Here is a 22,687-nt window from a genome sequence, read left to right as displayed (position 1 = left end):
CGCTATTGTTGGAAGTATGTCCCAACTCCTTTTTAGCGACGTCAAGTTTCTTCAACGCTTCTTGCTTTTTGGCGGATTCAATCCAGGTGCGATCGACGGCCAAGCGGGCGCCAAGACTTTGGCGGCTCAGCAACAGTTCTATGATCGGACTGCTGCCATCAAGGCCGAGCTAGGCGCATTTGATTCTCGCAGCGAAGCGAATATCGCGCTCCTCATCCCGCAGGCCCAGCGGATGGCGCGTCGCCTCTTGAGTGCGGCCATAGCGCACGGGCACACCGCCAAAGTCATCAGTGGGATGCGCACCTACGCCGAGCAGGCCGAACTGTACGCCCAAGGGAGGTCGAAGCCAGGGAATATCGTGACAAATGCTCGGCCCGGCCAGAGCTACCACAACTTCGGAATGGCGGTCGATTTGGGACTGTTCAATGGAGCAACTTACATCAAATCAGACGCGCCGTACGTCGCGCTTGGTCCAGTTCTCTTGGCGGCGGTACCAGGCGTGGAATGGGGCGGCAATTGGCGAAAGAAGAAAGACAATCCGCACTATCAGCTAGCGTCCGCACACGGGATCGATGATTTGCGGCGGCGGTTTGTAGCTGGGTTACCGTTCGAGTAAGCTTGAACGGTGAGCGCGGCAGAACCGAAAACTTACTTCTTGGCGACCTCTGGTGGCCCGATCTCCCAAAGATTCGCGGCGCAAGTGCTGGAAAATGGCGACAGACTTCTGCTTTGGGAAACTCAAAAAGGCGTTCTTGGACTGGACTCATCCAAATCAGTGATTCGTGCCGCGGGGGTATCGCAAGTGGCAGGGCTACTGGTCAAAGGCAAGCAGAAGTTCGGACATGTTCACGGCTTCGTCAACGACGTGGATTCGATGCCGGTGCTTGGTTCATACCTTTCGCGCACAGCCGTAAAGTCACCGATGCTCGAGCTCAATCGGCAGCAGATCGCCCGGTTCCTTGCCACCGGAATCGGTGCAATCGTCAACATCGCTGGTTCTTTTGGGAGCGTCGCCGATCACCATGATTCGCTCTACAACGCCAAGATCTCAGAGACAGCCGGGTTGACATCAGCCCTGGCGAAGGAGTTCGGGCGGAACAAAGTACGGCTCAACGCGATTCGGCCCGGAGTGATTCGTGGCGACCATTGGAGCGAGGTGGAGGACGACACCGTGATTCGGCAATCCAATGCGTCCTGGACTTATGTCGAGCCGGACTCCATTTGCCGCGCGATCTGGTGGCTGCTGCAAGACGACTGCCCAGTGAATGGCCAGGTCATCACAGTCGACTGAGCCTCACATCCCAACGCCAGTGTATTGCTTGGTGCCCTTTGCAAAGAGCCATTTGAAGGCGAGCAGACTCCCAACAATCCAAAGCAGTTGGACGCCAAGGAGCGGGATCGCATTGGCCTCAGAAATCCGACCCACAACAATCTCCGTGGGTAAGCCAGTGGTGTAGTAGAACGGAAAGATCTTACTGATGTTCTGCACCCATTGTGGGAAAAGAGCAATAGGGAAGAGCTGCCCCGAAAGGAATAGCATTGGCACGTAATACAGCTCGAATACAGAGGTCGCTTCCTGCAGAAAGAGCGCTAGCATCGCAAACGCCATCACAAAGAAGAAGCTCACCAAATGCCCGAGCACAATCGCGGCAATCGCGACCCAAGAGATGTGCAACTGGAACGAATGGATCATCCCGCTGTACGCCCACAACAGGATCAGAAACATCGGGAAGAAGAACATCGTGCGCATCATTCGCCAGGCGAGATTTCGCGCCGCCATGAACTGCAAATACGGCACAGGCCGGATGATCTGGCTACTGAAGATTCCTTCTTTGACCTCGAAGGCGACTTCCCACATGAAGTGGCTCTGCACGAAACTGGTGATGAACAGCATGACGAGGTAGTACACCGCGATGCTGCTGGAATCGAACCCGCCGATGCTTTGCCCCTTTGCCGCCGCAGAGAGCACGATCGGCATGGTGGCTGCAGTCGACACGTCCGTGAGCACCCAAATGAACCCGCTCGCCTTGTATGCAAGGCCATCCTGCAGGTAGATCGAGATCAGCGCCCGGAAATGTCGTAGCGAATTTGTCATGCCGTGAATCTAAAAAATACCAGCCTGGCCACATGAATTGGTGTGACCAGGCTGACTTGATTCGGATCGGATTACAGAGTGCCGCGCAGTTCTTGCTCGCGCTCGATGCTTTCGAACAACGCCTTAAAGTTGCCCTTTCCGAAGCTCTTCGCGCCCTTGCGGTGGATGATTTCGTAGAACAAGGTCGGACGGTCGGTCACTGGCTTCGTGAAGATTTGGAGCAGATAGCCTTCGTCGTCTCGGTCAACCAGGATTCCCAGCTCGGCCAGTTCGTCGATGTTCTCATCGATCTTTCCGACTCGGTCTTCCAGCACGTCGTAATACGTCTTCGGCACTGTCAAGAAGTTCAAGCCGCGTGCTTGCAATCGGCTGACGGTGTGGACGATGTCATCGGTTCGCATCGCGACGTGTTGCACGCCTGCGCCGCCAAAGAACTCGAGGTATTCGTCGATCTGTGACTTCTTTTTGCCTTCGGCAGGCTCGTTGATCGGGAATTTGACCCGGCCATTGCCGCTCGCCATTACCTTACTCATCAGCGCGGTGTATTCGGTGGAGATGTCTTTATCGTCGAAGCTGATCAGATTCTTGAATCCGAGCACATCCTCGTACCACTTGACCCAGTAGTTCATCTTGCCGAGCTCGACGTTGCCGACGCAGTGATCAACTTCGATCAGACCGATGCCTTCGCCCGGTTCTTTTTGCTCGCGGAATCCAGGCAAGAATGGGCCGTTGTACTTGTCGCGATTCAGCAAGCCGTGGACCGTGTTGCCATAAACTTTGATCGCAGCGTAGCGAACAGTGCCGTGCTCATCTTGCATGTCATAAGGAGCAACCGCCGATTCCGCGCCGCGCTTGATGGCAGTTTTGTATGCCCAATCCACGTCATCGACTTCGAAGCAGATGTCCTGTACAAAGTCGCCATGAGTGCTGATCGCTTCCGCCATCGGGTGCCCAGGCCGCAATGGCGCACTGAAAACAAGCGTGATGTCGTTTTGGCGGAGCATGTAGTCCACCTGGTTCCTCGAACCCGTTTCTAGGCCGTTGTATGCTTCGATGTCGAAGCCAAAAACGTGCTGGTAGAAGTAAGCGCTCTGCCGGGCGTTGTTCACATAGTGTCGAACGTGGTCAATTTTGCGGATGGGAAATAGGTCTTCCATGGTTGTCCTCGCGAATTACCATTAGTATATCTAAACGCCGGAATCTGTCCCTGCATTTTTTGGCGATGATTTTGGGCTGTTGCAGAAAGCACCCAAACGCGCCCATAATCTCTTTCGGACGGCGAGATCCGTTCTTCGCCGATGTAGCTCAGTGGTAGAGCAGCTGTTTCGTAAACAGCAGGTCACCGGTTCAAATCCGGTCATCGGCTCCAGCTTTTAGATTCAAAATCCCGCCTTTGAGCGGGATTTTTCTGTATTGAGGGGTGGTTTGACGGCAGAGAAATTCTGATATTGTCGTCTGTGGCGAATTCCGATCTATCCCTGCCTCACATTCAGCCGCATATTCTAGGCTATTCGTGTTCATTGGCTCACGATCAATTGCCCTCACTGAACTGAATGTCTCGTTTGCCTACTTCGGTTGGCTCCGCAGCAAGTATTCGCCGTACAATCCGGTTAATAGGGCTATTTCAGCGACTATGGCATGAAATATCATTGTAAAGCGCAACCACGACCTCCTAACGCGATCCCCCTCACTTTTGATCAGCAGCCAGCTACCGATAATCAGAGGCAGAAACGTGATCGCTGAAAGAGACACTACAACATAAATCCCCATGCCTCCAAAGCTTGCTAACGATTCTGTATCTCCTGCAATCACTAAGAGGCCGGTGCCTACGATCAAGTAGAAGGCAACGCTTCGGAGCTTCTGATTCATCTCGCTTTTCACTTGACTTCGGCCCCTGCCATGATTGATGCTCCTCCATAGTAGGCGGCCCAATATTCACGCCTAAGGCACCCTGTCAAGCTGAAATCGAACCCGGTTTCTGGGCTGCCTTTGTAGACCACATTCAGAGCATATTCTCCTTGTTCCAAGTGTACGCCGATTCTTTGCCATCCGCGTTAAGCTAGGCCATCTTTCCGTTTGCGTCGTACGTGCAGGACTCTGTACCCGAGCTAGTCGTTCGGTCAATCAATCGGCTTGCGGCGTCGTAAATTTGGACCACGACCTCCTTGCTTGAGGTCAGAATATTGTCTCTCGAGCCGTAAGTGTAGGTGAAATTGTGTAATGCGGCACTACAGTCTGTGAGCTTAGATGCCGGACTTGCGTCTGAGTTTCTTTACTTCAGTAACGAAGTACTCCGCCCACGAAATAAAATCAGAGTCTTTGCTACTCTTAGCGAGTTCCATTACTTCATCTGCTAGATCCCAGTGTTCCTTTGGAATATTATCGAGGTAGATTTCTTCTAAGTAATAGCCAGCTATATATGCATATTCATCCCTTGATGAATTAGCCGACTTACCTTCAGACGTGAAAAATCTCATTAACTCATATGGATCTGATGTTACCAAATCGATAACCTTCATTAGTCTATTATTTCTTTGCTCTTCTGACTCCATACCGTCACTTAACAGCCGCAATAATCGTTATTCTCGTTTTGGTCGCACCCTGGAGCGCAAATCCACGCTGCAATCGCTTCGAGTAGTAGCAAAGTACCCCAATTTCCTTAAGCAACCTTATTGCCTTCACCATACTTACCCTTCCTTTCAACAAGTTTGCCAATATTTGAAATGTTACAATCAGAAGGCTCTTTGGCATCTTCTTGAAAATCATGTTCAATATTCTTGCGATTGTCGTATACTCCTCCGGACCACCCACCCCGCATTGCGGCGGGATCGGACCGGAACTCATTCGAACCGCAGGATGCCCCAGCGATCTGGAAGGTGCATGTCCACCTCACCCATCGGAGACCACACCCAATTGTGTTCGGGTCGCCCTTCGATCTTGGCGTAGCGGCCATCGCGGACCGCGGCATCCCAGTGCACACGGCTGAAGTTGATCCGCCACTCATCGCCGGGCAGGGGAGGGAAGTTCATTCGACCCGCGATCTCAAGCAAACTCCGGTAGGGAATCTGAATCAGCGCCCACCACCCGCGGTTGCTGGGATTCTCGAGATTCAGCGCGCCTTCGATCAGCACCGCCGTCTGCAATCCCTTGACGTCGAACGAGTCGAGCGGTGGCCCGCCTTTGCGGTACGACTTCACCAAAACCAAGTCCCAAACCGTGTTCAGCGCATTGATTTCCAGCTCTAGGTACAGCTCGCCGTCACCGTCCGGATCGAGGAAAATTTCGAAGTCGTTATCGTGAAAAATCACGCTGTCGCGCTCGGTTTGATATGCCCAAATCTCCGGGCCTTGCATCCACGCCAGGACCGAAATGCCTTGCGAGCCATACACCATCTTGAACCGAGTCTCGTGCCACGGCGCCGGACCCGCATCGCCCAAGATATCGACAAATTCATCGGACCACTCGACGTCCTCCCACCGCTCCGGGAAGACCCGGAGGTGGCTCTCTTGCCAGAGATCGTCGAGTCGTTGGCAGCGATAGGTGCGCGGCGTCGTCATGAACCTTCCTAGTTTATGCCTTTGCAAGATCAAGACGGTGGCCGGCGGCTCGATTTACCCTAGTTTGAACGTCAATGTTGCCGAAATCTCCGGCATCTTGGGAGGGTTCCGCCCCCGCCCCTTGCCATCGTCCCTTGGGCTGGGTATACTTTTGCCCGTTCGATGGATCGTTAGCTCAGTTGGTAGAGCAGCTGACTCTTAATCAGCGGGTCATAGGTTCGAGTCCTATACGGTCCACCATCCTACCCCCACACGCACAATAGCCCCGCAGGGAAGTGATCCCTTTGCGAGAACTGGTCGAGAGCGAGTCACTCGCCACCAAGCCGCATCAAGGTCCATATCGCTCCAACAAGTCGCGTCGTAAATCAATGGCTTTCGGATGAGTCAAAGCAGGAGTGGGCTGGGCAGACGGGTCGAACTGAACGACAATCGGAAACGCTTCATCAAAGGCTATGTTCTTTTCTAAGCAATATGCCGCTGCGGCGATAGAGAGAGGAGTTTGCGATCTCAGCAACTGCAAAACGGAAGCCTCGAATATTGGGAGCCTCAGTCCGCGTAGTGCAATGCAGAGCCAAGCCACTTGTCGCGGAAGTAGTGGTTGAGTCGCTTCTTTTATCATCGTGTGCAGAAGAACTACCCACTTCGGAATTGCAATTGCCGCTATAAATCCAAAGTCCTGATGAGATTCCGCTTTCAGGAGTTCACTCAGGATATAGCGCCCGTCTTCTTCCTCGTACGAATCCCACAGGCTCAATATGCGTTGAAATGTTTCCTTCTTGGTCATCCTTGCTATCTTATATCACTTGCGGCTTCGTTTCGTGAAGGACTCGGTACCCGAGCGAGTCGCTCGGCCGGTTGATTGGATTCGGGTGCAACTCTAGAACTTCACCATCAAATCTGCTCAAATTTGCTTCGACGATCCAGCGAGCCTTTGGTACAAAACCAATGAAAGCACCGATCGTGAGTAGGAAACCTCTGCTTCGTAGTCACACAACAGGTGCCGGTTTTCATCAGACTCCAAGTGAGACAGCAAAAAACTTGCGCAAAACAAGAACGTCGTTGAAAAATCCAGTGCGCCGTTTCTAAGCAGGGCGCATAGGGCACATCCCGTGTTCTCCTCTGCGTAGTCCTCAAATTTGAGCAAACCCATAAGACCTAGCAATACGAGGAACTCAAAGACTGGCGGCTCAGAAATAAAGGTACCGGTATCCGTTACAAGATGCCACAATTGGCTTGCTGAAGTAAGCGCGTCCCGCAAGGTTTTAACAGATTTCAAGTTTTCACGTAAATCATCCGCCTCGATCCATGGGCTTGTGACGGTTGGCACGGGCCAATCTAGTATGAATTCGTAAATGCGATTATCAAATTCCATTTCCTTTATGCTTCATAATAATTGTTGCGTCACTTGCACTTCATCAACAAAAAGCTCGTCAGACCTTCGATCATGAATTCGGTTGTCTCATTGCTGCAGCTCTCATGTCATTCAACAGTAATAGTGTTTGATCAACATCAGATAGAAACTTCTTTAGTGGGTAGTTTTTGTTGCCCCAGCGCGCATCTGTAAGGGAATGGCACTCACGCGCCAGGTCGGCGACACATGATGAAAAAACATCAAATTGATTCTGGGGGAGACCTAAATACGCTAGAGTGTCAAAGTCGGTACGTTCGATTGTAAGCGATTCGCGAAGGTCATTAAAAAAGTAGTGAAAGTACTCGATAGTGTTTGTTTCAATAGCCAAGAGTATCTGCACGCAAATACTCGCCGTGAAGCGAGCCGCATACCAGCTTTCTACCCAAAGAAAAGCAGGTAGCAGTAGATCGAAGTCGTCGATGCCCTCATATATATTCGGATGCTCGATTAGAAAGTCAACTACATAGTCCCAATCCTCTCTAAAATGTGGTTCATAAACCCGCCCTTCTTCGGGTGGCACGACTGGAATATTCACGCCAAATGCAGATTCAATTTCGAGCCTTGTCATGTCTACCTCGGAGGAACTTCAATAACGCCAACTACTATGCGCCACTCACAATCGCGCTGACCGGTCTCGCCGATCGAATGGCGGCGATCCCGAATGTCAAGTGCGATTGCAGTTGAAATCAAATTTACCACCATATTTCTAGATCATTTGGGAAGCTTCTCAACCATTCGACGATTGGTTGCGCCCCTTCAGTTGCATTGAGGTCAATATGGGCCATGCTGGAGGGCAGGTGAGGAGAAGCCATAACCAAGGCATTTGGTTCCTTGATCACCCCGCTGAGCATCCGTACAGTTTCTGCCCTAGTACCTTGCGCAAGTCTCCAAAGCAGTTCTGCCGAGATAGTGCAGTCGATCAAGTTGCACTGGTCGCACCTGAAAGCAGTGTCTCTTGGAAATCTAAACTGGGTGAAGTCACAATTTTCGACGAGGAGAGACGTGCATTGAAAGTCTGCTGCTAAGATGTGCCTCATCACCGACACGTGATATTGAACACTGATTCCGTCGGGACTTGCTGCTGACAGCAGTGATTGTATAGTCCCCTGCGATGCTGACAGACCGGCAATTCCAATGCCATCTAGCTTCAATTTGAATTCAGGTTCGGGTCCGGCCCTCAACCTAACATCCCGAAGGGTCATCATTGACGCTTTGGCGGTTGAAACGATATCAATGATCTCATGAGTTGTGCCGGTACCAGTCAATGTCACCTCTTCAACTTTCATGTTTGTTCGCCTTTAAATAGTATTGCGCCAATTGCACTTCATCAGCAAAAAGCTCGTCAGCGCAGTGAAAGGAGCGACAATTGGTGTAAAAAGTATCGGTCCTGCAAAAAGTACATACAGGGATTGATCTTCAAGGAGTGGAACACCCAATGCAAAGTGATCAAGAAAAACCTTGCTTACTGAAAAGGCAGTTGCGTTTGTTAACGTCAATCCGAAAAACCAATGCCAGAAGGTGAAGGGCTTGAACCAGAGCACGATGAGGTACCCAATATAGCCGATAACAATAAAGCAACCCAGCGCAGTGAGTACATATTGCCAAAGAGGCAACACGTACGACTTAGCTTCGTTTATTATCCAATGGCGCACAAGAACGACATTGACACTTGCTAAAACGATAGCCAAAACTAGCAACAGTGCCTCTCTTTGGTATTTCATAGTTAACGCTTTGTCGAGATGAATGACCGATAGTATGCGTATACTCTCACTTTCTTCTTTTCGACAAAAATGCCTTCTGAGTCCCCGCCCCGTATCCATCCATCCAGGACGATGGTATGGCGGAATTTCGGTTGAATAATCGTCACGGTGTATCGTGGCTCCCAGGTCTCAAGATGATAACTCCCTGTTCCTTTCACTACTTCCTTGTTGTTCACGAAGATTATCGAATCGGGGTCTTCAGAGATGATAAATATTGGGCTTACAAGAATACATAGACAAAAATACCCATACAAGCAGACTGCGATAAATGCAGAAAGTGGAAGCAAGAATATCAGGGTCTTTTTTCGCATCGTCGTCTCACGAGTTTCCAGCCCCTCAACAGCCTCCACAACCATCCTACCCCCACATACAAAAAAGCCCCGCAGGGAAGTGATCCCCCGCGAGGCATGGAAGTGAGCAGGCTTACGCCGCTTTCTTCTTGGTCGAAGGAGCCTTTCCGCCGCCTTCGACAGCGTAGGTCACACCGCCAATATTGCCCAAAAGGACTGGCTCAGATTCTTGGCCGGTCGCGGTGTTGATGAACGAATATCCAGCCGCATAGTAGCCCGCAGGAACGCTCACCGTCGTGGACAAAGATCCGCTAGCAAAGGTGAAATAGGCCTTCTCGCGGTATTGCTCGGCGTTCGCCTTTCGGTTCTTGCCACCGGTTCGAGCGAGAAGCAGGGCAGTGGTCACACCGCTCGCATTGGCGCCTGTCGCGGTGAATTTCACCGATCCGGTCGAAGCCGAAGCCGCCACGCTGATGGTGTCGCCAGCAAACGAAGATGTCGGTGGGTTTGCCGGAGCGGTACCACTGGGGTTCACGGCATAAAACTTGGCCGCCAGCTTCACAAAGGCGTTAAATCCCGAAGATTTATAGCGCTTTTCGGTGGTTTCTTCGGTGGTTTCATACCCGGCCGCAAAGTTCTCCCAATTGGTGACGTTGGCGGTGGTCAGGTTTGCCCACTGCTTGGTGGCCTTGGTGAATGCGGCTCGCACGGCTTGTTGTGCGGGGGTTCTTGGGTTCTTTGGCGAAATCCGCTCTCGCATGATCGTGCCTTCTTTAGTGTTGCTGAATGTGAGGTTGCCCAGCTTGCCACTGAGCGCTGTGCTAAATGCAGAAAGTTTAACTTTTGCCATTTTTGTTGTTCCTATTTGTTGTCGAGCGACAGGGCTAGACCCTTCACCGGGATTGTCGGAAGGCTTCTTTTGGAACTTTAGGGCGATTACTTCTATAACTCAGACATGGCCACCATCTGTTCTATGGGGCGATCGTGCAAGCTCGGGTAATGCGACTAAATGGGTTTCGAGGGGCGGGTTCTATTGGTAGTTTTTAAAGGCACTTTTAAGCTGTTTAAATGACTTTAAAGCCAATTTGTCAAATTCTTTACTTTCAACAAAGATAAATGAAATCAGAAGGCTGGGGTCGGCCTTACGGACATCCTCGCACCATAATTTTAGGCGAGTCATCTTCGCCGGGACATCCAAGTCCTCTACACCCTTGGTCTCAACGATTACAATTTCGCCCTCAGTAGTCCGAACGAAGAAGTCAGGATAATAATTTGTTAGATTACCGCTTGCGTTTACGTAGTCAAGTTTGAAATTAACCGCAAGGAAGTTCTTTCCGAACGCCTCGACATCCGCACAGTCATCTAGAAAACGTGCGAATTCGAGCTCAAAGTGAGAATCTCCAATAATTCGATTCACAACGCTCTTCTTTGGGACGTAATAGCGCTGGTCTTTAGCTACAAATGGGCGCATACTGCCGAGTTTAATCGTGGCGCGGATTTCCGCGTCCCCTTTATCCGAAATCGTAAGCGCATTAATCGCCTTGCAGAACCCCTCGATCAGCGTCTTCGAGGCCGCCAGCTCTGAAAGGTTCCGTATGGTATTGCCTGATTCCAACTTCACCGTCACATCAAAGAGCTCGTCTCGCACAAATTGCTTAACCTTGCCATAAAGAACGTCATAGCCTGATATGAGACGAAGGGATTTCATGATCGACTGGGTAAAGTAGCCGATCACTGCGCCAGGGTCGGTCACTGTTGCGCCGTCCAGCTCGGTCAAGTGAGTAATCTCGTTGGTGACAATATCTTTGAACACAATGACCCTTTGCTCCTCCTCGCTAAATTGAAGGTAGGCAACTTTTTGGTGGGCGATCTTTGCGGTATCGAGATGGGCCAAGTTCTTGTATTCCCGGTAGTTACGGGGTGATAACACCGGTATATCGATGTCCAGTTTGGCAATGTCCTTCGTCGGGCTTTCGTGATCAACCTCCACTACAATGGGTGCCTTCGGGGCTGTTCCATGACCCATCGGTTTGTGGTCTAGGACCACGCCCTCAGCTTGGATTCCGTCCACGAAGTCCATAAAGGCGTCGGTGCCGACGACGCTCAGTTGCTCCTCAACGTCGCCAGAGTACATCTTCCGAAGACCGCGGCCCAAGGTTTGCTCTGGCAGGATCCGCGCCGTTGAGTTATATGCTCGTAGGCCAACAATCGTAGTCACATTCCGGACGTCCCATCCTTCTTTCAGCATCAGCACAGAGACGATGGCGTTGTATGGGCTAGTCGGCTGATCAATCTCATTGGCGAGCTTCCGGAGCCGCTCCAACTCCTCCTTTGCTTTTCCGGAAGTTGATTCAGAAATCTCACCATTGTTCTTCGTGTGGATTACAAGTACGGCATCTTTCAAGTCGGGATACATTGACTCAAGGTGTTCTGCCACGTCATCGCAGTTCCGAGTGTCATCGGTCATGACAAAGAGAACCGCTTTCTTGCCCACCTTTTGGTGCTCCTCGTAGGCTTTGCGCCACTCAAGAACTCCCAAGTTCAGGTAGTCCGAATACTTCTCGGTGAACTTCGCACTCTGCTTTTCGTGGAGCTTTGCGCGGCTAGCCGCATCCGGCAAAACGGGGTGCTTTACCACGTCCTGGTATATCGCTTCTACCAATGGGTAATCGCTGATCGTCTGGACAAAAATTCCCCCATTGTTATGTTTCGGTGTTGCCGTCACATCGAGTTGCAAAGCAAGCTTGCCCCCCTTCTGTAACATTCGGTTGTGGATGTCTTCGATGCTCTTAAACCAAGCCATCCGTTCGTCGTGGACGTGGTGAGCTTCGTCATTGAATACGGCTAGCTCATCGATGTCCCTTACGATCATCCCTAAATCAACTTTCGTATCTGTAGTATTGGCAACCGGTTTGTCCCCTAGAAAGTACGCGGTGGTGTCCTCATCATCCGCCGTTGGCAAAGTTTCGTCACCTGCGTATACGCGGTGTATGTTGGTCAAGAATATATTGCCAGTCGGATGAGTCACTCTGACTTCGTCTTGGACGTGGAGCTTCAATTGGAAGTCGCTGCGCCAATCCCTGCCCTCGTATCCGTTGTCCGGTAAAACGGGATCAGTGCGAAGAAAGATGTCGAGCCCTTTAAAATCCTTGTAGAGTCGGTCTAGCACGATGATATTGGGAGCAATAATGAGAAAGTTTCGGGCCATCTCGCTATCCGGCTCGTATAGTCTGTGGAAGAAGCTCCAAGCCAAAGCCAAACTAAGCACTTTGGTTTTGCCGCTACCCGTTGCCATCTTGATCACGTAACGCCGCCACGATTCTTTGAAGAGTCCGGCCGAGACGGCCCCGGATGAGTCGAACCGCATCATATCGAATTTGTCTTTGACACCTACGACCTCGGTCAGGTAGATCACGGACTCGATTGCTTCGCGTTGGGAGAAAAAGTACTGGAACTCAGCGTCCGGCCCGTGCGCCTGTGGCATTAGGTGCGGCTCGAGAAACCACCAAGTCAGCAATGCTTTGCTCGTCGGGCTTGCCCCGACGTAACCGCTCTCTCTCCATTTGTGTACTGCCTTTCGGATCTCGGGTACCAAAGGCGGCATGAGTTTGTCCATGCTGTTCTGGCGCAATTCTTCGTCCGCCGGGAACCAGCGGTGTTCGGGAGGCACGATGACATACGGAGAATGCGGGAACTCAGGATGAAGACCCATCTAAACATTCACCTCGATGATCTTCATCGTATCATTTCCAAAGATATCCACCACCTTAACCGCGACTTTTCTGCGCCCAGGTGCGCATTCCTTCGCGACCGATGTGAATTCTAGGTTTCGGTGCTTTTTGGTTCGGAAGCTTTGCCATTCGTTTTCGAAGATGTAGTCACCAAGCCAGATTTCCTCATATTCCTCTGCCAAGGAAGGCTGGCTATCTGAGCCAGGATCAAGTGAAGGTTGGGTACTGAGCTCCTTACGCTGACGGATGATCTCTTTCTTACTTTCGTAATTAAAGTCCACTGCCCAATAGTCCACCCAATCACTCCACTTCGTGGTGAGTTGTTCACGGGTCACGATGCCGTCCTTATCTTTGCTGACTTTCACGATTTGGCCCTTCTCGACCACGATCTTGCTTTGCTTGTCCTTCAACGTTGCTTCGACTGCCGCGATGCTGTCTTGGCTATAGAAGACGCTGAAGTCCGTGAGCTCGACCGCTACTGTGTTGTCCTTGATGATCGGCTTGACTTCCACATAGGCCACATCGTGGAACACGACTTGGTGCTTTTCGACCGCGCGTTTGTCGAATACTTCTCGTGGAATGTACTTGGGTAGAAGGTCAATGCCTTTGGATCGCGCTTCCTCCAAGACGTTGGGGAAGAGGCCCATTTCGAACTCGAAACCGAGTACATCGGCGCGGGTGATCTGCTTCTGGCGGCATTCGTTGATAAGTTCTTCCACGAAGAGCCGTGTGACTGGGAGGTTCACCGGGCCGACTGCGACGAGGCGTCCCGCTTTCTTGGCATGGAATGTCCGATAGCCGGTGACAGGCTCGGCCTGGTACGCCCGCAGTATGAGCTTTAGGAACTCCTGTTCGCGTGCTTCTTGTTGTTGGCGTTGCTCCTCTTCGCGAAGGTTGAGATTTACGCCGATGTAGTGTTGCCGCTCGTATTTGCCGAGGTTCAAGATTTCAAAGGCGCGGTAATGGCTATCGGATTTTTTCAGTTCGCGCTGTACTTGGATCAAGCGCTTTCGCGTGGTATGGACCGAGAACTTGCCGAGATCGGAACATATCCACTTGCGTCCCAATTTCTCAGCGATGGCGGCTGTCGTTCCAGAACCAACAAAGAAGTCCGCAACGATCTCTCCCTTCTTCGACGACGCCTTAATAATCCTCTCGACAAGGGCTTCAGGCTTCTGAGTAGGATAGTCTGCCCGCTCGGGGTGATTTCCGCGCAGAAATTGCAGGTCGGACCAGACGTCACTTAAAGGTTTACCTTTCTCGATGATCTCATCGATAAAGCGTTTGTATGGTTCTTGGCCATTTGCCTGTCCCCTAGTTTCCCAAACCCATTCACGTCCTTCTTCATCGGTATGCACCTTCCTTCGTAGGCCCTTAATGCGATCCTTTCGATCGTACGACGGGGCAACTTCTGACATGGAAATCTTCGTTCCGTCAGACGAGGCATAGAAAAAAATTGTGTCGTGCTTACAATTGAATTTAGAGTCAATGTGCATTTCCCTCCCCGGGTAGTGCCACACAATCTCGTTTCGGAACATTTCCTTTCCAAAAACTTCATCCAACACGACCCGAAGAGGTCCAGATAATTTCCAGTCACAGTGGACGTAAACACTTCCGTTCGTTGCCAAAAGGTCTTTCATGATGAGTAGCCGTTCAAAAATCATTGCAAGAAACGAGTCAGCACCTCGCCCCCACGTGTCTCGATAGGCTATCTCTTCAAGTACATTTGGTCGTTTTGTGAGTACATCCCCACCGTCCCCCACATCAATGTCCATACTGAAGTCAGCCCCGACGTCAAACGGCGGGTCAATGTAAATCAGCTTGATCCCGCCCTGCGCTTCGATTTCATCGCGCATGGGGCCATTCTTGAGCGATGACAAGATCAGCTTGTTGTCCCCCCAGATCAGCTTATTCGTCCAGTCCTTGATCTGTCTCCCGCTGGTTGCATCAAACAGCCCCGGTTGCGCCGCCATCACCGCATCACTACGAGGCTCGTCTACTTGCTCAATCACCTGGAATGGCAAGACAACCGAGCACACCTCATTCGTTTTGCCATTCCAAACCAGCTCAACCTCACGCTTGTCATCGAAGAGCAAGAACCGATACTTTTCTGGCAGGGGCTTCCCCTGCTCGATGAATCGAATGACCTCTTGTTGCTCTTGTTCGGTGAGCTTCGGCATACCGCTAATTATCTCCGCTGTTGCTGAGAGATTGCTTGGGCACAGTTGTTCAAATCAAGCCGTTTTCGCGCCAATAACTAACCACTCGGTCCAACTCCGTTCTGGTTGGACCTCGCTGGAACCTTGCGCATTGGCTGGCCGCAATCCGTAGTTTTCTTTCCCAATCGGAGAGAATCGCACCCCTACAGTTTTTCGTAGTGAACATCTCATCCTCAGTGGATTTTGTCATTACGAGGACGCTTCCTGCAAAGACGGTTGAGTCATGGTCAACTGTGTATGCGGGATACGGGTTGTGGGCTTTCGTCAGGATGGCATTCGCTGGAATAGTAATAATTTGGATCCCCTTAGGGCAAAAGCTGGTCATTGAGACCGCCACTCCATAATATGGCGCCAGGTATTCGTGGAGATGGAACCATAGGTGAGGCTTGGGATCATGGGCTCGCTGGTGGTAATACGCAAACCCCGCCGCCATGAGAACTTAAGCCAGTCCTTCCTTAAGTCCGTATTGCTCCGAAACACTATCGTAATACTCGATGTCCCGCAGGTGCGCCTCGGCCTTTGGCTGGTCCCAGCCTTCGGCGAGTAGCACATCAATGAGCTGGATCGGTGCGCTGTTGTCCGCTCCGACCTCTTTGTACTCTTTGCAGTTGTTGTGACACCAGCGCTTGATCGCCCACTTGTCCATTTTTCCAAACTTCCTCCAGAGGGCTTCCAGTATTTCAATTTCAGCTTCACTGAGTACTTCGTGGATATCCATCCCTTTCTCTAGGGTAACCGTATTGTCCGTACCTTGCGCTGGAGAGTGAGGCCGAAATCCGAAATGCCGTCTCCAATTTGCATTCGGAGTCTTTTGGGTCTCAAGGTTAACGGTCCGAGACAAGCATGGGCCATGCTCCAAACTGACGAGGTCGTCTCCAGTTAATCGTTCGGCCAAGGTGATCAGCGATGCTCTCTCCGCAAGATATTGGAGCTTTGCAAGCTTAATGTCATTCATCTCGCCACCACCCTTCTGCAGAAAGAAGGCGGTCATCGCCATGGCGCGGTCCAATTTATATTCCATTTAAATGCTTGTGTGTACTCTCGCCAATATTATTGGATTTCTAGTATACAAAGTATAGGCTCTAGTTGTAAACGTTTATCAACCACCCCTATTACTGGCTTATTCTAGCGCCTACGGCATGCGCCTGCTTGGTTGCCATTGTGTCTGGTGAGAACGTTTGAATCATTTCATACCAATTTTACGCCTAGTCGTTTCTCGGGCGCGAGGATAGCGGCATGAGCATTTGGGCGAGCTCTTAGGCGGTTTTTTCGCTTCAGTTCTCTCCTCGAGCCTGCCCACAGCCATCCCCTGCCAATTTCCAGCACAAGTGCGGGTGGTGGGGGGAGGGGGGGGCGCGCACAATGCAACGCAGGACTAGGGGCGGGGATCCCTGGTCGGTGATTGTTGCTATGACACTTCGAAATTCGCTCGCATTTGCTGGTCTTCTCATCGCTGCGGTGGGAGGATTCCGCGCGGCGAAAGCTGTCACGGTCGTCTATGACGGACTCACCGGGACCAGCCTCACTGGTCACATTGCATCAACAGATCTCACGCGCACCGTTGGGGCGTCGTTGAACCTCACTTCGGGAGGCAAACTCACCGAGCTGAGCTGGTCCCTGGCGAACCCCTTTTCGTTCCAACCCACCGGTCCGATCTTGGCCGGCACCTTCTTGATCAATATCTACGACAACACAGTGCCATACACCGGTGGCCCGATCTCGGCGCAACCGTTGCTCGGCTCGTTCACGGCGAACTTTACTTTTGGTGCAGGGCTCAATCCGGGCGGAATGGCCTACTGCACTATCGCCTTTTTGGCGCCGCTAAACATCAACCTCACCTCAAAAGTGCTCATCACCCAGTCGTTCACTCAGACGGCAGGCACCAGCACGTTTTATGGAGCGGGGCTCTTCACTTCGCCAACTCTGGGTAGCACGCCGGGCAGCCTCTACATGAACGGCGCCAGCACCTCAGAAGGTCTCTATGGCGGTTCGGGCGGAAACCTCGGCTACAAGGTGACGGTCGTTCCCGAACCGATCTCGATCTTGGGATTGGGGTTCGGAGTCGTCGGACTCGTTCGTCGACGGCGTCGTTAAGCTGGCTTTCTCCCCCTTCAAGCATTTCGCCCCGATGGGGCGGAGCTCCATGAATGAGGGGGAAACCGGAGTGTCGCCAGGTGCTTGGATGGTTTTACTCCGGCTGCTTGGGGGTTTTTAGTCACTTTTTCCGGTTTGATTCAAGGTTTCTCCGGGAGGGGTGTTAGGCTGATCCGGTAGCACAGCGCAGGCGAGGGCGTTTGGTTCTTGGGGAAGGGCAGGGGCGCGGTAGCCTTTGTTCACCGCATCCGGGAACATATGGTTGAAAAGCCCCACGCACAGGTTGTCGTACTCCGGCCTCCATCCATAATTCAGCAAAATGGAAGCAAATTCGCGGTATCGGCAGCCAGTTCTTTAAATGGCTACTCTGGGAATCCTCGTAGGTGCTTCGTCGCGTGTGTCACCTTTTCAAGGACAAGGGAACCCAGTTCATACCGGAATCGAAATTTGCCTGATATACCGATTTCGGGCTCAACTGTGTTAGTGGCTGTTCCCGATTCTTCTCCCAGTACTTCTGTTGCGGACGCGTCACCTGGAGCGGGTGCATTATTTTGCGTAGGCACTTCGCGGATCGTTAGTGCTGCATCTCCTTCAAAAAAGTGGACGCCACCTTCGCGACCCACTTGGGTCCAACGCGTCGGACGAGTGATCGTAGCTTCGAGTGTCTCTTGGCCGCTGCTTTCAATTTGCGATAGCTCACTGAATTTCACCTCACTTCCATCAACGAACTTGATATAGCCTGAATCTGATAAGGTTGTTGGCTCGGCTTTCCCATTTAAAATCGCAGAGAAGTCTAACTCCCACTCGCTCAGTAGCTGTGGCAACTCATCGCGGATTTTCTCGAGTTCTAAAGTTCCTGTGAGATCTCCTTCAAGCCTTGCTATGTAGATAGTGCCGTTGAGTTTGGCGAGTTTGAGTTTGCAATCTCCATCGTACAGAATATCACCTTCAACAAGGGTCAAGCGGGTATTCACTGCAACTACCCCATTTTCCGACACCTCTGGCTCGCCTCGCAGACTGAACGCAGCTTTTCTAGGAATAGTCACAATGTCCAAGAATCCCCTATCCTTGCCATAGTCCTCCAGTTCCGCGGTACTGAAAGTGTTCCAGAGATCCTGAAGCGAATGCCGGATTTCATCGATTCTTGAATCTCCGAGTGAAACTCCGGCTTGTATTCGCCTCGTCCTTGGATAACCCGAGCCATCGGACTCTTTTCCTAGCGCAGCGTTGAACTTTATCGCTTCGGAATTCCAAAACTGTGGGGGGCATGAGAACCGCGGAATCAAAGTCGCATCGTCGGCCTCCAATGTAGAAAACTCAGTTCCTAAATCTTTCAAAAAGGTGGTCAGTTCGTCACCAGAAATGTCCTCCCCATCAGGAAACTCCAGTCGGTGTAGTTTTTCGGGCCACAATTGGTCTATATCGCTCAAAAGGATTGTTTCAGAAGGTTGATTCGAAGACAGGACCTTCCATTCCATTGATCGCATGTTTGGGACAACTACAATGATTTTTGAATCCTTCTTTCGCACCGCCAGGCGGGCGTCATCTTGGTGGTCAACGCCAAAAATCCTTGCTTCATACGAGAGCCAGGTTCGTAGTTCTTGAATCTCCTCTGTGGTCGAGCGAGTTGAATCGTTGGCGACAGCCCGCACCCGGAAGTAGAGAAAAAAACTAACCGAACAGGTTATTACGAGGGCAAGTCCTGAATAACGTCCCCAGCGAATCGCCTTAAGTGGCGGAATCGGATTCACAACAAACTCGGAGTCCAGGTTTTGCGCATCCACCGGAGTGATGTGATATTTACGAGCGACGTGGAGTTGCCACTTTGCTTGATCCTTTGCTCGCGCACTCGCAGCTTGGTTGAGTCGAAGGATGGCTTCTGGGCTTGCGGACTTCTGCCTAAATCTAAAGATTGGTTCGGCGAAAATCCTGTCATATGCAACTGCCCCACGAGTAAGTAAATAGCCAATCAACTTGGCGGTTCCAAAGTACGCCCAATACAGGGCGAGCCTTACGATCGGGATGGCAACGAAAAAAAAGAGCACGGCACAAGTGGTTGCGATTGCGACTCTCTCTTCTAAGGGCCGAAAAATGCAATGTCGGTAAATCCACTGTACGATCTCCATCTTCTTTATCTATGTTTGCCAAGGCTTAGGGTCTGAAACATCATCCGGCTCCATTGTGGCGTCCACCGATGCTCCATGGTTCACCCCTCCCTGAGGTTGAGTATCTTTGGCGCGTTCGCTTGCGCTGCTTTCGCTGCGGCCAGACTCCAATGCCCTTTTCTCTTCTCGTGACATTGTAGTCATTAGACTTTGCATTTCCATAATGCCTAGGCGGTCTGGTGTGTGTCCCGTATAGTCTGTGTAGATACTCTTGAGAACTTTGATTATATCGGCTTCGCCGCTAGTGTGACGCATAGAGTATCGTTCTTGAATAGAAAGATAGAACATCTCCTTGTTCCAGTCGGATACCATTTCTGAATTCCGAATCATTGCGAGCAGAGACGCAACCCCCGCAAGCGAATTCGTGAAGGATTTAATGGACTGGAGCGATTCTTTCGTCGGATTCAGGATCAAGGATTTGAGTTTTGAGGTGCTGACATAAGGGACGTTTTCCAGCACATAGAGACATAACTCAAGAGCCTCTTGCTTTAGTTCGATTCGCTTGATTTCAGCTTGTACTTCATCTATTGTGCTCATGGCGCGAATCCTGGCCCGTTTCTGCTCTAAGACTAGATTTTCCGGTGTTTCTCCTGCTACTGGTGATGTACCAATTCGTGGGTCATACAGATTGTTCTCCTCACGCATTCGGACAAGAACTTGCGTGGAGAGTTTTTCAGTTGCTTCTAGCATCTTAGTGGCTTCGCCCTTGATCTGCGTAAGCTTTTCCTCCTCTACTACGCCGGTGACCCCTTTGGAAATTGCAGCGTCAGGCTTTACGGTGACTTGAAGCGTCTTAAACTCAAGCCCAAGCTTCTTCGCACTCTCTTGGATAAGCTGCGCAATATGGTCGGTGGAGGCACTCTCCACAATGACTTTTTCGGCATGAGCCTCCAATGAAAGCGCACCAAGGGCCTCCCGGAGCATTACTTCTGGGTCACGTGGGTTCCGAACGTAAGCAATAATTGCTGGCTCTTCCGTACGGTCAAACCGAACTGAAGATTTAACGGTTAGTGATGCCCAGCCACCAAGTTTAGGGCAGTGAACCTCGTGAGTAACCTCAACTTCCACCACGCGAAGTGAGACTGTCCAACGGCGAGATCCTTTGGTATCCCGAGGTGAAACCGGTCGGGATGCCGTCGCAACACGGCTGCTATTCCCATCCAAGTAAACGAAAACCTGGTCATCACTTGGAATATCCAAATCCCCTCTGCTACTGAAGTTACTCGGAATGTCTATTGCCTGGCCCACGATTAATGTATTCATTCGACTCACCATGTTCTACTACGGTCTTCAATTTTGTCTGCTCTAATTAGCCTTTGAGTTGAATGCCTCCCAGAAGGCAACTTCAGAGCTTTCCACCACGTCCCTTACCAGATTGCGTAGAGCCCTAACAATTTCGATGGGGAATTCATATTGCATTTTCGATCCCAGAAGCTCACTACGCAGATCACTATACATGCGGCTCCTTGATGGGAAGTGCTTCATCACATAGAGCGGAATGGTCACTAGTGCGGCAGCGAAGACGTTTCTCTGCTGAAGTCTATACATTATGTAGAATACTGCACGAACGCACATTTCAACTCCTGTTTCGTCCAAACCGTCACAAGAAGTGAACGTTTCGATCCACCATCGAGTATAGGCACGAAAGGCTTCAGGGTGTCGCGCGAGAAGTTGTTCGTCTACCTCGTAAACCGCGATCAACACGTCAAGTAACCTCAAGTGATTCTCAATTCTTTCTAATTCTTCTGAGTCGTTGATCTTCTCGTGATGAGACAGCCTGTGGTTGTCCAGGATTGCGCAGGTCCACTCACCAGATTGATCTGTCACGATCAGTGCCATCGTAGCGAGCAATCCCGAATCATTCCCACCCTTAAGCAATCCATCTACCAATTCGCCCCTATGGTCCCAGAGTGCACCGTTCGCGACAGCGACTACTGCTTGGAAGAAGGGAAGATCAGGCGCAGGCTTTTGTAGTGACGAAAGGGCCCAGTCAAGTAGTTGCTCGGTTTCTACGCCCGAACTACTAGCTCGCTGAGCAAGGGACGCGGCGGTAAAGTGCTCGCTATTCGACCACCTAGAAAGAAACTCTCCCAGCCAACGTGATCCTGCATTACATTCAGCGATCACATGTTCCAAGGCTAGCTGTCGATGTGGCCCATAATCTTCTAACCCTAGTTCAAAAATAAGTTGCTTGAAGTTTGAAGGCGACGATTGCCAGTACCGGTAAAGCACTAGGCGTGCTACGAGGGGATCCAATATCTCAATCGTCTTTCCGGACCCCTCACGGGCGTCCCGCCCGGCTATACGGCAGCCAAGACGTCGCCTCGTCGCCTCTTTCACATCATGATGGCGGTATTTTGTGCCTTCAATCTCGGCAAGTCGTCTGGCCAACTTGTCGACGATTTCATACTCCGCACCGTTCAAGAGGCAAGCTGCCACACACCATTGCCTCGCACTCGCCGGGACCTTACTGTCTTCGAGTAGGTCCGTAACAAGGCTCTCAGTGTTTTCAAAGGCTAGTTCTCGTAGTACTTCCAGGCAGCAATTCTCATCAAGCCATCTCTGGAAATACCCCAACTGAATTCCAATTGGCTTTTCACTCAGAGCCTTGAGCACTGCATCTTCGATTGTATCTAGCAGGCCGAATTGGTCTTCAGAGAGCTTGGCTCTGCATAGAGCACTCCAGTCATACCTCGGCTCCCAAAGGATTGAGTCGGTATCTGATCCCCCACTTGATTCAGCAATGATCACTAGGTGAACATTCATGGGCTCAATCATAGATTCGATATCGCGAAGGCCGTCCTGGTCTAGTACGAAGGAAGGGGGATGTCTCCAAACAAAAAGAAAGTGACCTGTCGCCTCAATCTTGGTCATTTCTCGGACTTCTTCTTTGACTGTAGTAATGTGAGTGCCGGCCTTGAATGTGTATATCCTCGGTATGGCGTGGTCGGCGAGACTTGGAGCAACCTGATGTGCTGCAACTTCTGCGGCCCTTTGCCTGCCGGATTTGGGTTTGCCGTAGATAATTAGTGGCCGCTTGTCCACTCCAACAGTGATCTTCTGGCGAAGTCTGTCTGCTAGGGCTTGTTGGGGTGCGGCACCAGTGTTTCTGCCGAGTGGTACGACGTAGTCCGCGTCAAATTCTGGATTCCTAGGGACAAGCACTGCACACCGGTCTTTCATGGTGCTCGCCGCCGTCGCTGATTCAAGTCCCGGTAGAAGCCCTTTCGCACTTAGACCAACTTGGTCCGAAACTGGAGCCTCACTTTCCGCCTGCGCCTTGGTTTCTTTACCCTGTGTCTCTGAAGGCACCTCGTTCGGTTGTTCTTCTTCGGTCATTTACTTTAAGAACCTCTGTTCGGTTT

The 22,687-nt window shown here is 51.2% G+C and carries 20 protein-coding genes and 2 tRNA genes; 5 read left to right on the top strand and 17 right to left on the bottom strand.

The genetic code is table 11. The features are described 5' to 3' along the window. Nucleotides 1-16: 16 nt before the first annotated feature. Both J0L72_10600 and J0L72_10595 read left to right on the top strand, forming a co-directional pair. Nucleotides 17-616, top strand: coding sequence for a M15 family metallopeptidase (locus J0L72_10600; GenBank protein MBN8691219.1), 600 nt, complete (start codon nt 17-19; stop codon nt 614-616). A gap of 9 nt (nt 617-625) precedes the next feature. Further along, complete coding sequence (locus J0L72_10595) at nt 626-1,291, top strand: SDR family oxidoreductase (GenBank protein MBN8691218.1); 666 nt, start codon at nt 626-628, stop codon at nt 1,289-1,291. Nucleotides 1,292-1,294: 3 nt separating this feature from the next. Here J0L72_10595 and J0L72_10590 read toward each other — a convergent pair whose 3' ends face one another. Together J0L72_10590 and hppD are read right to left on the bottom strand one after the other, a co-directional pair. After that, the gene (locus J0L72_10590) at nt 1,295-2,095 is read right to left on the bottom strand and encodes an ABC-2 family transporter protein (GenBank protein ID MBN8691217.1); all 801 of its coding nucleotides are present in this window, start codon (nt 2,093-2,095) and stop codon (nt 1,295-1,297) included. 71 nt (nt 2,096-2,166) lie between these two features. Continuing rightward, complete coding sequence (gene hppD / locus J0L72_10585; protein ID MBN8691216.1) at nt 2,167-3,252, bottom strand: 4-hydroxyphenylpyruvate dioxygenase; 1,086 nt, start codon at nt 3,250-3,252, stop codon at nt 2,167-2,169. A 137-nt stretch (nt 3,253-3,389) separates the two neighbouring features. On the opposite strand from hppD, the gene J0L72_10580 reads away from it, so the two are divergent. Beyond that, a tRNA-Thr gene (locus tag J0L72_10580) sits at nt 3,390-3,464 on the top strand. Between the two features lie 508 nt (nt 3,465-3,972). Here J0L72_10580 and J0L72_10575 read toward each other — a convergent pair. The 3 genes from J0L72_10575 to J0L72_10565 all read right to left on the bottom strand — a co-directional run bounded on the left by J0L72_10575 (nt 3,973) and on the right by J0L72_10565 (nt 5,652). Then, nucleotides 3,973-4,122, bottom strand: a complete 150-nt coding sequence (locus J0L72_10575; protein ID MBN8691215.1) for a hypothetical protein — start codon at nt 4,120-4,122, stop codon at nt 3,973-3,975. 216 nt (nt 4,123-4,338) lie between these two features. Continuing rightward, nucleotides 4,339-4,614, bottom strand: a complete 276-nt coding sequence (locus J0L72_10570) for a hypothetical protein (protein ID MBN8691214.1) — start codon at nt 4,612-4,614, stop codon at nt 4,339-4,341. 321 nt (nt 4,615-4,935) lie between these two features. Continuing rightward, on the bottom strand, nt 4,936-5,652 hold the full coding sequence (locus tag J0L72_10565; GenBank protein MBN8691213.1) for a carbohydrate-binding family 9-like protein: 717 nt from the start codon (nt 5,650-5,652) through the stop codon (nt 4,936-4,938). A 164-nt stretch (nt 5,653-5,816) separates the two neighbouring features. On the opposite strand from J0L72_10565, the gene J0L72_10560 reads away from it, so the two are divergent. Next, a tRNA-Lys gene (locus tag J0L72_10560) sits at nt 5,817-5,892 on the top strand. 88 nt (nt 5,893-5,980) lie between these two features. On the opposite strand, the gene J0L72_10555 is transcribed toward J0L72_10560, so the two are convergent. The 9 genes from J0L72_10555 to J0L72_10515 all read right to left on the bottom strand — a co-directional run bounded on the left by J0L72_10555 (nt 5,981) and on the right by J0L72_10515 (nt 16,084). After that, entirely contained in the window at nt 5,981-6,436 is a 456-nt protein-coding gene (locus J0L72_10555) for a hypothetical protein (GenBank protein ID MBN8691212.1), read from the bottom strand. Between the two features lie 117 nt (nt 6,437-6,553). Further along, nucleotides 6,554-7,024 (bottom strand): hypothetical protein, encoded by a 471-nt coding sequence (locus tag J0L72_10550; GenBank protein ID MBN8691211.1) that lies wholly within the window; start codon nt 7,022-7,024, stop codon nt 6,554-6,556. Nucleotides 7,025-7,094: 70 nt separating this feature from the next. Then, nucleotides 7,095-7,631 carry a hypothetical protein gene (locus tag J0L72_10545; GenBank protein MBN8691210.1) on the bottom strand — a complete coding sequence of 179 codons (537 nt, stop codon included), beginning with the start codon at nt 7,629-7,631 and terminating at the stop codon, nt 7,095-7,097. Between the two features lie 124 nt (nt 7,632-7,755). Then, complete coding sequence (locus J0L72_10540) at nt 7,756-8,349, bottom strand: hypothetical protein (GenBank protein ID MBN8691209.1); 594 nt, start codon at nt 8,347-8,349, stop codon at nt 7,756-7,758. A 12-nt stretch (nt 8,350-8,361) separates the two neighbouring features. Continuing rightward, a complete protein-coding gene (locus J0L72_10535) occupies nt 8,362-8,784 on the bottom strand; it encodes a hypothetical protein (GenBank protein ID MBN8691208.1) in 423 nt (140 codons plus the stop codon). 462 nt (nt 8,785-9,246) lie between these two features. After that, nucleotides 9,247-9,963 carry a hypothetical protein gene (locus J0L72_10530; GenBank protein MBN8691207.1) on the bottom strand — a complete coding sequence of 239 codons (717 nt, stop codon included), beginning with the start codon at nt 9,961-9,963 and terminating at the stop codon, nt 9,247-9,249. Nucleotides 9,964-10,143: 180 nt separating this feature from the next. Next, the gene (locus J0L72_10525) at nt 10,144-12,825 is read right to left on the bottom strand and encodes a DEAD/DEAH box helicase family protein (GenBank protein ID MBN8691206.1); all 2,682 of its coding nucleotides are present in this window, start codon (nt 12,823-12,825) and stop codon (nt 10,144-10,146) included. Further along, nucleotides 12,826-15,024 (bottom strand): site-specific DNA-methyltransferase, encoded by a 2,199-nt coding sequence (locus J0L72_10520; GenBank protein MBN8691205.1) that lies wholly within the window; start codon nt 15,022-15,024, stop codon nt 12,826-12,828. A 478-nt stretch (nt 15,025-15,502) separates the two neighbouring features. Next, nucleotides 15,503-16,084 carry a SocA family protein gene (locus J0L72_10515; protein ID MBN8691204.1) on the bottom strand — a complete coding sequence of 194 codons (582 nt, stop codon included), beginning with the start codon at nt 16,082-16,084 and terminating at the stop codon, nt 15,503-15,505. A 389-nt stretch (nt 16,085-16,473) separates the two neighbouring features. Between J0L72_10515 and J0L72_10510 the strand changes: the two genes are divergently transcribed. Continuing rightward, entirely contained in the window at nt 16,474-17,157 is a 684-nt protein-coding gene (locus tag J0L72_10510; protein ID MBN8691203.1) for a PEP-CTERM sorting domain-containing protein, read from the top strand. A 362-nt stretch (nt 17,158-17,519) separates the two neighbouring features. Here the strand turns inward: J0L72_10510 and J0L72_10505 are convergent, their stop codons facing one another. The 3 genes from J0L72_10505 to J0L72_10495 all read right to left on the bottom strand — a co-directional run bounded on the left by J0L72_10505 (nt 17,520) and on the right by J0L72_10495 (nt 22,661). Then, nucleotides 17,520-19,202, bottom strand: a complete 1,683-nt coding sequence (locus J0L72_10505) for a hypothetical protein (GenBank protein MBN8691202.1) — start codon at nt 19,200-19,202, stop codon at nt 17,520-17,522. A 90-nt stretch (nt 19,203-19,292) separates the two neighbouring features. Next, complete coding sequence (locus J0L72_10500; GenBank protein ID MBN8691201.1) at nt 19,293-20,585, bottom strand: hypothetical protein; 1,293 nt, start codon at nt 20,583-20,585, stop codon at nt 19,293-19,295. A gap of 42 nt (nt 20,586-20,627) precedes the next feature. Continuing rightward, nucleotides 20,628-22,661 (bottom strand): hypothetical protein, encoded by a 2,034-nt coding sequence (locus tag J0L72_10495; GenBank protein MBN8691200.1) that lies wholly within the window; start codon nt 22,659-22,661, stop codon nt 20,628-20,630. Between the last annotated feature and the right edge of the window lie 26 nt (nt 22,662-22,687).

Source organism: Armatimonadota bacterium, from assembly GCA_017303935.1.
Lineage (GTDB): Bacteria > Armatimonadota > Fimbriimonadia > Fimbriimonadales > Fimbriimonadaceae > JAFLBD01.
This window is presented reverse-complemented; position numbering and strand designations above follow the sequence as displayed.

Excerpts from the sequence above, each read along its gene's own strand:
- J0L72_10600 (MBN8691219.1), top strand. The coding sequence starts at position 17 with ATGTCCCAACTCCTTTTTAGCGACGTCAAGTTTCTTCAACGCTTCTTG.
- J0L72_10590 (MBN8691217.1), bottom strand. The coding sequence starts at position 2,095 with ATGACAAATTCGCTACGACATTTCCGGGCGCTGATCTCGATCTACCTG.
- hppD (MBN8691216.1), bottom strand. The coding sequence starts at position 3,252 with ATGGAAGACCTATTTCCCATCCGCAAAATTGACCACGTTCGACACTAT.
- J0L72_10570 (MBN8691214.1), bottom strand. The coding sequence starts at position 4,614 with ATGAAGGTTATCGATTTGGTAACATCAGATCCATATGAGTTAATGAGA.
- J0L72_10565 (MBN8691213.1), bottom strand. The coding sequence starts at position 5,652 with ATGACGACGCCGCGCACCTATCGCTGCCAACGACTCGACGATCTCTGG.
- J0L72_10555 (MBN8691212.1), bottom strand. The coding sequence starts at position 6,436 with ATGACCAAGAAGGAAACATTTCAACGCATATTGAGCCTGTGGGATTCG.
- J0L72_10550 (MBN8691211.1), bottom strand. The coding sequence starts at position 7,024 with ATGGAATTTGATAATCGCATTTACGAATTCATACTAGATTGGCCCGTG.
- J0L72_10545 (MBN8691210.1), bottom strand. The coding sequence starts at position 7,631 with ATGACAAGGCTCGAAATTGAATCTGCATTTGGCGTGAATATTCCAGTC.
- J0L72_10540 (MBN8691209.1), bottom strand. The coding sequence starts at position 8,349 with ATGAAAGTTGAAGAGGTGACATTGACTGGTACCGGCACAACTCATGAG.
- J0L72_10535 (MBN8691208.1), bottom strand. The coding sequence starts at position 8,784 with ATGAAATACCAAAGAGAGGCACTGTTGCTAGTTTTGGCTATCGTTTTA.
- J0L72_10530 (MBN8691207.1), bottom strand. The coding sequence starts at position 9,963 with ATGGCAAAAGTTAAACTTTCTGCATTTAGCACAGCGCTCAGTGGCAAG.
- J0L72_10525 (MBN8691206.1), bottom strand. The coding sequence starts at position 12,825 with ATGGGTCTTCATCCTGAGTTCCCGCATTCTCCGTATGTCATCGTGCCT.
- J0L72_10520 (MBN8691205.1), bottom strand. The coding sequence starts at position 15,024 with ATGCCGAAGCTCACCGAACAAGAGCAACAAGAGGTCATTCGATTCATC.
- J0L72_10515 (MBN8691204.1), bottom strand. The coding sequence starts at position 16,084 with ATGGAATATAAATTGGACCGCGCCATGGCGATGACCGCCTTCTTTCTG.
- J0L72_10510 (MBN8691203.1), top strand. The coding sequence starts at position 16,474 with ATGACACTTCGAAATTCGCTCGCATTTGCTGGTCTTCTCATCGCTGCG.
- J0L72_10500 (MBN8691201.1), bottom strand. The coding sequence starts at position 20,585 with ATGAATACATTAATCGTGGGCCAGGCAATAGACATTCCGAGTAACTTC.
- J0L72_10495 (MBN8691200.1), bottom strand. The coding sequence starts at position 22,661 with ATGACCGAAGAAGAACAACCGAACGAGGTGCCTTCAGAGACACAGGGT.